Below are 11,448 nucleotides of genomic sequence, written 5' to 3' on the forward strand. Positions count from 1 at the left end.
AATGGAACTACCCGATCTCGGACCGCTCTGGTTGACGATCCGGCTGGCGGCGGTCACCACCCTGATCCTGCTGGTCATCGGCACGCCGATTGCCTGGTGGCTGGCCTTCACGCGGTCGCGTCTGAAATCTGTCGTCGAAGCGGTAACAGCCTTGCCGCTGGTGCTGCCGCCAACGGTGCTGGGTTTCTACCTGCTGGTGTTTCTCAGCCCCAACTCGGCCTTCGGCGGCTTTTGGCTGGCGGCGACCGGCACGACGCTGACATTCTCGTTCACCGGGCTGATCGTCGCTTCGGCACTATATTCCCTGCCCTTCATGGTGCAGCCTTTGCAGGGCGCGTTCGAGGGCGTCGGGCGTGCACCGCTTGAAGCCGCAGCCTCGCTCAGGGCCTCGCCGCGCGATGCTTTCTTCAGCGTAGCGGCGCCAATGGCTCTGCGCGGCTATCTGACGGCCACCGTTCTGACCTTCGCCCATACGATCGGCGAGTTTGGCGTGGTTTTGATGGTGGGCGGCAACATTCCCGGCCGAACCAAGGTTGTCTCGATCCAGATCTACGAAGAGGTTGAAACGATCAACTATGCCGCAGCCCACAGCCTTGCGGCGATCCTGCTGGTGTTTTCGTTCTCGGTTCTGTTGGCGGTCTACACCTTCAATCGACGATTCCCGGTTCACGTGGGGTAGACCATGACCGACCTGACCACCGATGTGCGCGTTACCTACCCGGAGTTTTCGCTTGATGTGTCACACACCTTTCCCGGGCAGGGCATCACCGCGCTGTTCGGCCCCTCGGGCTGCGGCAAATCCACCCTTCTTCGCGTCATTGCCGGGTTCGAGCGCACCGCATCCGGGCGCATCTCTTTTGGAGACGAGCTCTGGCTGGGGGAACAGTCCTTCCTTCCGCCGCATCGCCGTGGCGTGGGCTACGTGTTCCAGGACGCGCGGCTATTCCCGCACCTGACCGTGCGCGGCAACCTGGAGTATGCCCACAAGCGCGCGGCCGATCTTCCGACGCGGTATTCCTTCGATGATGTGATCGACGTGCTCGACCTTGCGCCGCTGCTCAACCGTCGTGCCCCCCGGCTTTCAGGCGGCGAGAAACAACGAGTCGCCATCGGCCGGACACTTCTGGCGCGACCAAGGCTGTTGCTGATGGACGAACCTCTTGCCGCGCTCGACACCCGCCGCAAGGGTGAGATCATGCCCTATATCCGCCGCTTGCCAAACGCCTTCGGCGTGCCCGTGATCTACGTCACCCATGCTTTGGAAGAGGTCACCCAGCTTTGTGATCGGATCGTGGCCTTGTCCGAAGGACGCTTGGCCGCGACGGGCGGCGTTGCCGAAACGCTCGAACGGCTCGATCTTGCCGATGTCCAGGGGCGGTTCGAGGCAGGCACGGTTCTGACCGGGCGCATCGTCGCGCAAGACAAGGCGCTGCATCTCAGCCGTGTCGACCTGGGCGGCGCCCATTTCGAGGTTCCGCAAATCGGTCTGGCCGCAGGAGAGGAGGTGCGGCTTCGGGTGCGGGCGCGTGATGTTTCCCTTGCACTGGCGCGCCCCGAGGGCATGAGCATCCGCAATATTCTGGATGTCCGTGTGCTGGGCATTGAGAGCGAGCCAACAACCGCCTTCGCCGAGGTATTGCTTGACGTGGCGGGCCAACACCTGCGGGCGCGCGTCACTCGCGCCGCCATTGCAGACCTTGGGTTGCGCAAGGGGCAGACCGTCGTCGCATTGGTCAAGGCCGTGTCGTTTGACCGCCAGGCCCTGCCCCGCGAGAAACGCAAAGCCTGATCGCCCACCGGCCGCGTCCCTGCGGAATTGCGGAAGGGCGACGCGCCCCGCCGCCCAAGCGCAAAAACGGTTACGGGCTTGCCGAAGACAATCGCTTCCATCCTCTGGCCGCGTGCTTGTCAAATTCGAGCAGAACCATCAGCAAAACCCCCGCGGCCGCGCATTGGGCCAGTTGCCAGGGTGCAAGTGCGACAGTGCCGAACAAAGATTGCATGACAGGCAGGTAGGTAAAGATCGCTTGAAGCGCGGCCACCAGTGCGACGGCCACCAGAACGGCCGGCGTGCCCTTGACGCCTTGCCACGTCAATGACCACCCATGCCGGTAGCGCACCGAGAAAAGGTAAAATACTTCCATCGCGACCAACGTGTTGACTGCCATCGTCCGGGCTTCGTCCAGGCCCGCACCCTGCGCCTGCGCCAGTGCGAACTGACCAAAAATACCGATGGCAAACAAAACAGAAACGATGAGCACCCGCCACAAGATGAATCGCGACAAGATGGGGGCATCGGCCCGGCGCGGCGGTTGGTTCATGATCGTGGCCTCTGGCCGCTCGAACGCAAGCGACATCGCAAGGGCGACCGAGCTGATCATGTTCACCCAAAGGATCTGCAAGGGCGAAATGGGCAACAACAAACCGAACAGTATCGCGATGATCAGCGAAATGGATTCGCCCCCGTTAACCGGCAACAAGAAGGTGATCACCTTCTTCAGGTTGGCATAGACCGTGCGACCTTGCTTTACCGCTTCGGCGATCGAGGCGAAATTGTCATCCGCCAGCACGAAATCCGCAGCCTCTCGCGCGGCTTCGGAGCCTTTCAGCCCCATGGCAATGCCCGCATCTGCGCGTTTGAGCGCCGGCGCATCGTTCACGCCATCGCCTGTCATGGCCACGACCTGACCACGCGCCTGAAGCGCCTGCACCAGGCGCAGCTTATGCTCGGGGCTGGTACGGGCAAAAATGTCGGTACGGCGGATCGCGGCCTCAAGCGCTGCATCGTCCATCTGGTCGATCTCGGCCCCGGTCAGGGGATGATCCGTCAGGCGCAACCCTATCTGACGCCCGATGGCTGCTGCGGTTCCCGCGTGATCGCCCGTGATCATCTTGACCGAAATCCCGGCCTCATGGCATTCGGCCACGGCCGCGATTGCCTCGTCACGCGGCGGGTCGATCAGCCCGACAAGGCCCAGCAAGGTCAAGCCATGAGCAAGCGTGTCATGGTTCAGATCGGCCCCGGTATATGGCATCTGCGCCAAAGCCAGAACACGTTGCCCTTGCGCTGCAATGTCAGCGCCCGCACGATCCCAGAATGCGCGGTCCAGCGGCTCTGGCCCATCGGGGCCCATCTGCGTGTTACAATGCGAGATCACCTGCTCGGGCGCCCCTTTCAGCCGCACCACTCCGTCATGCAACACTGCCATGTAGCGATAGCGCGCATCGAAGGGAATCGTGGAATCGGCGCTGGCGCGATCCGCGACCGGCACGCCAAGCTTGCCGGCGAAAGCCAGGAGCGCGCCCTCCATCGGGTCGCCCTCCACCCGCCAGCCCTTGTCATCGCGCACCAAGGCCGCGCTGTTGCACAACGCCGAAACCTGCGCCATCGCATCAAGTGCGGCGCGGTTCCCCCCTTCAACGGCACCCTCCGGCGCATACCCTCGCCCCGCCACGCGCGCGGTGCCGCCAAATGTCACAGCACTGGCCAGCATCATTTCGTTGCGGGTCAGCGTGCCGGTCTTGTCCGAACAGATGGTCGAGACCGCACCAAGGGTTTCGATAATCGGCAAACGCCGGACAATCGCATTACGCCGCGCCATGGATTGAACGCCGATGGCCAGCGTCACCGTCAAGACCGCGGGCAACCCCTCGGGGATGGCTGCAACGAACAGGCCCACCACGATCATGAAAGCCTCGGCAAACGGCGTTTCGCGCAGGACGACGGTGAAACCCAGTATGCCCGTGGCAACCGCCAAGACGAAACCCGTCAGATACCGCGCAAAGACCTCCATCTGGGTGATCAGGGGGGTCTTGATGGCCTGGACCTCGGCCATCATGGTGCTGATGCGCCCTATTTCCGTTTCCTGCCCCGTCGCTGTGACAACGCCAAGCCCCGTGCCCTCGGTCACCATCGTACCGCTGAACGCCATCGCGCGGCGGTCGCCGAGTGAGGCGTCTGCCTCCACCGGCTGGCTCACCTTGCGCACAGGCACGGATTCCCCTGTCAGCATGGCTTCCTCAACGCGCAGGCCCGCCACGTCAATCAGGCGCAGGTCGGCGGGCACCTTGTCGCCGGCCTCCAGCACGACGATGTCACCGGGGACGAGTTCGGTACCGGGAATCGCCATGCGCTCACCAGCCCGAATGACGTTGGCGCGCGGCGCAAGCATGTTGCGTAGACAATCCAGGGCAGCTTCGGCGCGACCTTCCTGCACGTAACCGATCAGCGCGTTGATCGCGACGACAGCCAGGATAACGCCCGTATCGATCCAGTGGCCCAGAAGCCCCGTGATGATGGCTGCCGCGATCAGCACAAGGATCAACAGGTTGTTGAATTGTCGCGCCAAGCGCGTCAGCGGCCCGGCGCGCCGGACTTCTGGCAGGCGGTTGTGCCCGTGTTCGTCCAGAAGCAAGGCCGCCCGGTCCGGCTCCAACCCATTGGGACTGGAGCCGAGGTTTCGCAAAACCACGTCAGCGGACTCTGCCCAAGGGCATTCATTCTTGCGCATGTCGCCTTCCACCAAAGTCACGGCGAGGTATAGCCACCGTCAACCAGGTGATAGCTGCCAGTGATGAAGCTGGCACGATCGGACAGCAGGAAACATGTCAGCGCCGAGACTTCCTCGGGCTTGCCGATACGCCCCATCGGGTGCAGCCCGGCCAGCCCGTCAAGCATGTCCTGGCTAAGGTTCTTCGTCAAAAGCGGCGTCTCGACGAACCCGGGGCCGACCGCGTTGATGCGAACACTTTTTTGCGCGTATTCGATTGCGGCGGTCTTGGTCAGGCCCACGATGGCGTGTTTGCTCGCCACGTAGGCCGAGGAATTCGCAAACCCGACGCTGCCAAGGATCGACGCCATGTTGACTATCGCGCCTCCACCGGCGCGCTCCATCGCGGGGATCTGGTACCGCATGGCGTAGAAAACACCGTTGAGGTTCACATCCATGACCTGCTGCCAAGCCTCGAGCGGGTATTCACCCACCGGTGCCTGCGCACCACCAATCCCGGCATTGTTCACCGCCAGGTGCAGCGCGCCCGTTTCGGCCTCGGCAAAGGCAACAAGCGCCTCCATCGAAGACGGGTCGGACACATCCGCGGCGAAAGCCAACGCCTTGCCGCCCTTGTCCATGATGGCGGTGACTGTCTGGTCGCATCCCTCGGCTTGCAAATCAGAGACGATGACGGTCGCACCGCTTGCGGCCAATTCATGCGCAATGACCGCGCCGATTCCCGACGCAGCCCCGGTAACAACGGCCGTTTTCCCCGTGAAGTCATACATAGCAGTGATCTCCTTTTATCGAATGTGTTGTGAAACGAATCCCTGTCTCCTTGATGCCTGACTTGCGCGACAAAGTGTTTGCGATGGCGCAAACTTGGAAAAAGAAATTCACCTGCGATCAACGCATGCAAGGTTCATTCCACCTCTTTACCTAGGGGGCGGTTGATTGCAGCAAAGCGACCTTGCCATCCGGGCGGACGCCCCGGTCTTGACCCATGGCGTACAAAACCCGTCCCCTTCATCTGGACGGGGACAGGGCACCGCACACCGGATTACCTGTCAAGCAGTGCGACCGATTCAGGGAGAGCTGCAAGAATGTGCGATCTTTCCGAGCGACAAGCCAAGACGATGATGGCCGGGACCGCGCCCCTCATCCTGTTTCGGCCGGTTGCGACCTTGGGCACGGCCCTGGCCGGCCCGCTGATGGCGGTCGCCCCGCTGCACGACGGTCTCGCCGTGCGGGTCTTCAACCGGCCGACCCCACGCCACCATGTTCGGCACAGGTGCCAGATACCCCGCAACTATCGACCGCCAGAACAGGTGCAAGACACATTCACAGCGTGACAAGACGAGGACATGAAAATGGCAAAACCACTAAGTACAGCCCTGGCAACCGCTTTCATCTCGGCCATGCTTGTGACCCAATCCCATGCCGAGGCCGCAAGCGTTATCGTGTTTGACGCTTCTGGTTCGATGTGGGCACAGCTTGAAGACGGCGAAACCCGAATAGAGGTTGCCCGCGACGTGATCGCTGACTTCGCGGCCGAGCGAGACGCGGACATCCCTATCGGCGTGGTAAGCTATGGCCACACCCGGCGAGGAGATTGCGGCGATATCGAAACGGTTCTGCCCGTAGGGCAACATGCCGGCGGCGACCTCGCGGCGACGATTGGCGCGCTTAACCCGCGCGGCAAGACACCGCTGACCGACGCGATGGCCCGCGCGCGACAGTTGCTGCCACGCACGGCCGAATCCGCCGATATCATCCTTATCACCGACGGGCTCGAAAATTGCGGCGGCGACCCTTGCGCGCTAGCGGCGGAGTTTGCCGCCGAAGGAATTGACCTGCGCGCCCATGTCGTGGGGTTCGCGCTGGAGGCCGAGGCGGTACAGACACTTTCCTGTGTCCCCGAACAGACCGGCGGGCAGCTTTTCACCGCCCAATCCGGGGCTGAGCTTGCCGCCGCACTTAACGAAGTGGCCGAGGTCGCACCTGTGGCACAGGACGTAACCCTGACAGCGGTCGACGCGCGCAATGACAAGACCTTGTCCGGCGCGACTTGGAAGGTTGCTGACGGCAGCGGCGGGGCTGTTTTCTCGGGGCAGGACAACGGCCGAATCGCGCTCGACCTGATGCCGGGCGATTACGTCGCCGACGTCACCGCACCCGGGTTTGCGGGCGACGCCCGTTTCACCGTGCCCGAACGCGATGCGCCGCCGGTCGAGATCCTGATGGAAAAGACCCAAGCAACCCTTTACCTGCGCGCCCGGAATGACGAGACCGGCGAACCCCTGCAAGGGGTCGAGTGGCAGGCCCTCAATGTCGAAACCGAAGACGCGGTCGAGGGCATGAACGAAGAGGGCGGGTATTTCCCCCTTCTGTTGCCTCCGGGTGACTATCGCATCGAAGGATCTGCCGGGCTCATGACCGGCGCGACCTCGGTCAGTGCCTCCCTAAAGGACGATCCGCGCATTGATGTGGCGTTTTCGGCGCCCAAGGTCGAGGTGGAGTTGACCGCGCCCTCCGAGGTTACGGCGGGTACGGCTTTCGAAGCCACGGTCGCGAAGGCGGACAGCGAAAAGGATTACCTGCTCATCGCGCGCGAAGGCAGCCCGGAAGAGACCAGCCGCTACCAACGCATGGGCAACCGCGTGGGCGGTGATGGCACGCAAGAATTTACCGCACCGTCCGACCCCGGAGAGTATGAGCTTCGCTATCACCTTGCCCGCGACAACAGCATCGCGGCACGCAGCGCGCTGACCGTTCTGCCTGCCGAAACACGCATGCAGGCACCGGACCAGGTGCGCCCCGAGGCCGAGTTCGAGGTTTCGATCAACGGGGGAATCTCGGGCCATGTCGTCATCGTCTCGGAGGACCGCGCGCCGGATGAGATCGTATCGCGATATCAGCGGATGAAGAATTCTGTCGACGGTGACGAAGGCACGATCACCCGCACCGCGCCCGAGACACCGGGCCGCTACCTGTTGCGCTATCACGCCGGGGACGACCAGCGCCTGTTGGTCGAACAGCCATTCGTGGTGGCCGAATGATGCCGGCCCCGCGGGGCCGGCTGCAAATCAACCACCGTCCTGAAGCAAAAAAGGAGGACAAATGACCTTTCACACTTCGCTTGCCATCGCGATCGTGACACTGCTGGCAATAGGCGCATCTCCCGACGCGCTGACAGCACAAGACAAGAAAGCAATTCCGGGGGATACCTTCATTCCGGGCGATGCTTTCACACCCGATACCGGGTTGCGTGAAATCCCGGGCGACACCTTCACGCCCATGCGCCTGCGCCAGTTCAAGGGGCAAGGAATCGTTACAGCCGGCGACCTGGTATCGGCCGATCCCGCAATGGTCGGCCGCATCCTTGAAATCGCCCCGGACCGTGCGCGGCAAATGCAGAAAAAAATGCGGGCGTCCATGCGATAAACTACGTGATCGGTGCGCTGACCTGAAAATTTTGCGCATGAACAAATCTGTAAAACTGGCGCCGGAGATTCGTCTATCTCTGGCGCCTTTTCAGTTCGTGCCAAGCGAATGATGGCGGAGGGGATGCCCGCGACGTGAAGACCAAGTGCGCCAAAAGCTTCACCACATGGTTTTTCCCGGTCGATGGCGCCTATCTGCAAACTTTCAGTGCATGGGGGAACTATCTTCGCCAAGATGAACTGTTCGTCCCGAGTGACGCTCTGTTCCTCAAGCCGACGATGGGGCTGAAAGACGGCGCGTTTGCCGCGCTGGGCCTGTCGCGGGACATCTACAGCAACGCGGGCAAGCTGCGCACTGTGATAAAGGACTCATTTACCAACGCTGGCTTGCCCCCATTTGCCCCGCACAGTTTCCGCAGGACGCTGGGCCTGCTGGCAAATGATCACTGCAAGACGCCAAAACAGTTCAAGGCATGGTCGATGAACCTTGGCCACGAAAACATCGCCACTACGCTAAGTGCCTATTGCCCCGTCTCGCAGGCACGGCAAGGTGAATTGATCAGGGGCATGGGGTAGCTGTTCCATCCCCTATCGGGTAGCGCCTCCTTTGCCTATTCGGCCAATGAATCACTCGTGATGCCGGGACTGAACACCTAAGGCCAAGACCGCGGCTAATGCGCGGCGCTTTCTACGCGACCGGGAGCGCGTCTGCTCGATCCGGCTTCCTACCATTCTCACCGATAACGGCAAGGAGTTCACGGATCGCCTGTTCGGCCTGCGCAAGCGAGCTGCGACTGTTGAGCACGAGCCGACGCGCTCTGCACCGAATTGAGCATCGAGCACCCCCTGTCCCCGCCGAAATCGCCCTTGCAGGCGATAAAAGACTGGCACAAAATCAAGCCGTAGCTGTTCTGGAAGCAGCCATACTACCTTCCGGAATGTGACAATTCCGCACAGCCTCTCGCCGGGGTTCGATAACCATGTAGGAAAAGCCAAAATGACAACGTTCACGCTTGTTGGTACAGACACCAGCTTTCTGGGAAATGCTTTCTTTAACTATTTCGACGAAGTCGATCTTGAGATGATCTCAAGCAGCAGCACCCGGGCGGTCGCGACCAATCCCTCAACAGGCTATACTGTCACGCTCACCGGGACCGGCTTTCGCTTTGACAATGACGAACCGACCAGCGGTACGCTCACCGGTATCGAGATCACGGACGGCGAGGGCCGTGTCCAAGGTTCTGTGTCCGATATAAGCTGGGGGCTTGTAGCCTTTGTGCAGGCGCTGGATGCGGTCAGCGCAGGTAACATGCGCCACTTGGCCCAAGTGTTCAGCAGCAGCGGAGCAATTACCTTTGAAGCGACGGCGAGCGGCGCAGGGCTGGATATGGACGAGTTGCTGAACGTACAGATCGTGAACCAGCTGACCCAACCGATCACCATCAACGGGAGCAGTTTTAGCGATCTGCTGTTGGGCGGAAGCCGCAATGATATGATCCGTGGCGGCAGCCAGTACGATACTATTTATGCAGGCGATGGGGATGACACGGTTTACGGCGGTGACGGGCGCGATCTGGTCTACCTTAATCAAGGCAACGACGTATTCCATGACAACGCCCAAGGCGGAGAGCACGGTCAGGACACGGTCTTTGCCGGCGTTGGGGATGATACGATCCAAGGCGGCAATGGCGATGATGTTTTCCATGGGGACAATGGCAATGACCTGATCCATGGGCGTTTGGGCAATGACCTGATCTATGGCGGCAACCAATATGACACGGTGCATGCCGGGGGAGGCAACGATACTGTCGAGGGCGGTGACGGGCGCGATCTGATCTACCTTAATCAAGGCAACGACGTATTCCATGACAACGCCCAAGGCGGAGAGCATGGTCAAGACACGGTCTTTGCCGGCGTTGGGGATGATACGATCCAAGGCGGCAATGGCGATGATGTTTTCCATGGGGACAATGGCAATGACCTGATCCATGGGCGTTTGGGCAATGACCTGATCTATGGCGGCAACCAATATGACACGGTGCATGCCGGGGGAGGCAACGATACTGTCGAGGGCGGCGCCGGGCGCGATCTGATCTACCTCAATCATGGAGATGATGCCTTCCGTGGCACCGAACAGGGGGGCGAGCACGGTCAGGACACGGTCTTTGCCGGTTTTGGCAATGACACGATCTATGGCGGCGGCGGCAATGACTTCTTTTACGGCCAAGCCGGAAATGACTTGATCTATGCCGGGCTGGGAGATGTGTCACTATACGGGGGCAATGGAGAAGACTCGCTCTTCGGCGAAACGGGTAATGATCTGATCCAGGGCGGCAACGGAAATGACAGTCTCTATGGGGACGCGGGCAATGACACGGTCCGCGGCGGTAATGGCCGCGACTTCATTACCCTCGATGATGGCGATGACGTGTTCCATGATGAGGCCCAAGAGGGGGCGCTTGGCCGGGATACGGTCTTTGCCGGAGAGGGCAACGATACAATCTGGGGCGGTGGCGGCGATGACTACTTTTCTGGCGGAGACGGCGCTGATGAAATCCATGGCGGCCTGGGCAATGACACCGTTTACGGGGATGGCGGGCAAGACCTCGTCTTCCTCAATGAAGGCGACGATTATTTCCATGATCATGATCCGACCCGGTATGGCGACGGCGAAGAAGAAGTTGATGCCAATGACACCGTGTATGGGGGGCGGGGCCAGGACACGATCGAGGGACGTGGCGGCAATGACAGCTTCTATGGAGGGGCAGGACACGACTGGATCTCGGGAGGGACAGGCAATGACATCCTCAGCGGCGGTGCCGGGCAGGACACGCTGGCCGGTGGCGAAGGTCGTGACAGCCTGAGCGGGGGACTCGGTGTGGATACATTTATCTTTACCGCCGCCGATGGAAAGACCGACCTTGTGACCGATTTTGAGATGGATACGGACAGCATCATTATGGACAGGCTTGACACCTCGGAGAGAACCACATTCAGCTATGACAGTGGCGCCAATGAGGTCACCATCTTTTATGGCGGTGATGCCATTGCCGTGTTGCAATCGACCGGCGATCTGTCTGGTTTTGACATTGACTATATTGCGATCTTGTAAGATCAGCTTCTTTCTCCACAAACAGCAAAGGGCGCCCGCTGGGCACCCTTTCTAATATCTGGAAACTGGACCTAGAAGAAGTCGACATCACCAGCGAGGGAGTTGTCGGACCAATCCTAACCGGTCTCTACAAGGGCAGAATGGCTGTCCCTTATTCCGAACACCGAAACGCTTGATTATATTGCCGGGTGGGCACGCTATTGTATTCGCGTGTCCTAGGCTCAGGACTCATAGCCAATAAATGACGAGCGCCGCGAGTGCGATGGCGGAGAGGAAGACCTTTGGGCATCTGTCGTATCGGGTCGCCAATCCTTGAGCCTGCCGAACATGATCTCGATGCGATTGCGCCGTTTGTAGCGTCGCTTGTCGTATTTCACGGGCGTCTTGCGCTGCTTTCGGC

Annotated in this window: 8 protein-coding genes and 2 pseudogenes; 7 read left to right on the forward strand and 3 right to left on the reverse strand. The window is 60.9% G+C overall.

The features are described 5' to 3' along the window. The first annotated feature begins 1 nt into the window (after window position 1). On the forward strand, window positions 2-679 hold the full coding sequence (modB, locus tag M8744_RS15740; RefSeq protein WP_251419529.1) for a molybdate ABC transporter permease subunit: 678 nt from the start codon (window positions 2-4) through the stop codon (window positions 677-679). A 3-nt stretch (window positions 680-682) separates the two neighbouring features. Then, the gene (gene modC, locus M8744_RS15745) at window positions 683-1,789 is read left to right on the forward strand and encodes a molybdenum ABC transporter ATP-binding protein (protein ID WP_251419531.1); all 1,107 of its coding nucleotides are present in this window, start codon (window positions 683-685) and stop codon (window positions 1,787-1,789) included. 70 nt (window positions 1,790-1,859) lie between these two features. Here the strand turns inward: modC and M8744_RS15750 are convergent, their stop codons facing one another. Both M8744_RS15750 and M8744_RS15755 read right to left on the reverse strand, forming a co-directional pair. Then, window positions 1,860-4,511 (reverse strand): cation-translocating P-type ATPase, encoded by a 2,652-nt coding sequence (locus M8744_RS15750; RefSeq protein WP_251419532.1) that lies wholly within the window; start codon window positions 4,509-4,511, stop codon window positions 1,860-1,862. Between the two features lie 17 nt (window positions 4,512-4,528). Continuing rightward, a complete protein-coding gene (locus M8744_RS15755; RefSeq protein ID WP_251419534.1) occupies window positions 4,529-5,281 on the reverse strand; it encodes an SDR family NAD(P)-dependent oxidoreductase in 753 nt (250 codons plus the stop codon). A gap of 582 nt (window positions 5,282-5,863) precedes the next feature. Between M8744_RS15755 and M8744_RS15760 the strand changes: the two genes are divergently transcribed. From M8744_RS15760 to M8744_RS15775, 5 genes and pseudogenes are all read left to right on the forward strand, one after another. Beyond that, entirely contained in the window at window positions 5,864-7,552 is a 1,689-nt protein-coding gene (locus tag M8744_RS15760) for a VWA domain-containing protein (RefSeq protein ID WP_251419536.1), read from the forward strand. 61 nt (window positions 7,553-7,613) lie between these two features. Further along, entirely contained in the window at window positions 7,614-7,937 is a 324-nt protein-coding gene (locus M8744_RS15765; RefSeq protein WP_251419538.1) for a hypothetical protein, read from the forward strand. A 134-nt stretch (window positions 7,938-8,071) separates the two neighbouring features. Next, window positions 8,072-8,512 (forward strand): hypothetical protein, encoded by a 441-nt coding sequence (locus M8744_RS15770; protein WP_251419540.1) that lies wholly within the window; start codon window positions 8,072-8,074, stop codon window positions 8,510-8,512. Between the two features lie 85 nt (window positions 8,513-8,597). After that, window positions 8,598-8,842 (forward strand): annotated as a pseudogene (locus M8744_RS17875) (hypothetical protein); the annotation flags it as partial. Between the two features lie 91 nt (window positions 8,843-8,933). Then, complete coding sequence (locus M8744_RS15775; protein ID WP_251419542.1) at window positions 8,934-11,048, forward strand: calcium-binding protein; 2,115 nt, start codon at window positions 8,934-8,936, stop codon at window positions 11,046-11,048. A gap of 228 nt (window positions 11,049-11,276) precedes the next feature. Here the strand turns inward: M8744_RS15775 and M8744_RS15780 are convergent. After that, window positions 11,277-11,448 (reverse strand): annotated as a pseudogene (locus tag M8744_RS15780) (IS5/IS1182 family transposase); the annotation flags it as partial.

The organism is Lutimaribacter degradans, from assembly GCF_023703375.1.
Taxonomy (GTDB): Bacteria; Pseudomonadota; Alphaproteobacteria; order Rhodobacterales; family Rhodobacteraceae; genus Lutimaribacter; species Lutimaribacter degradans.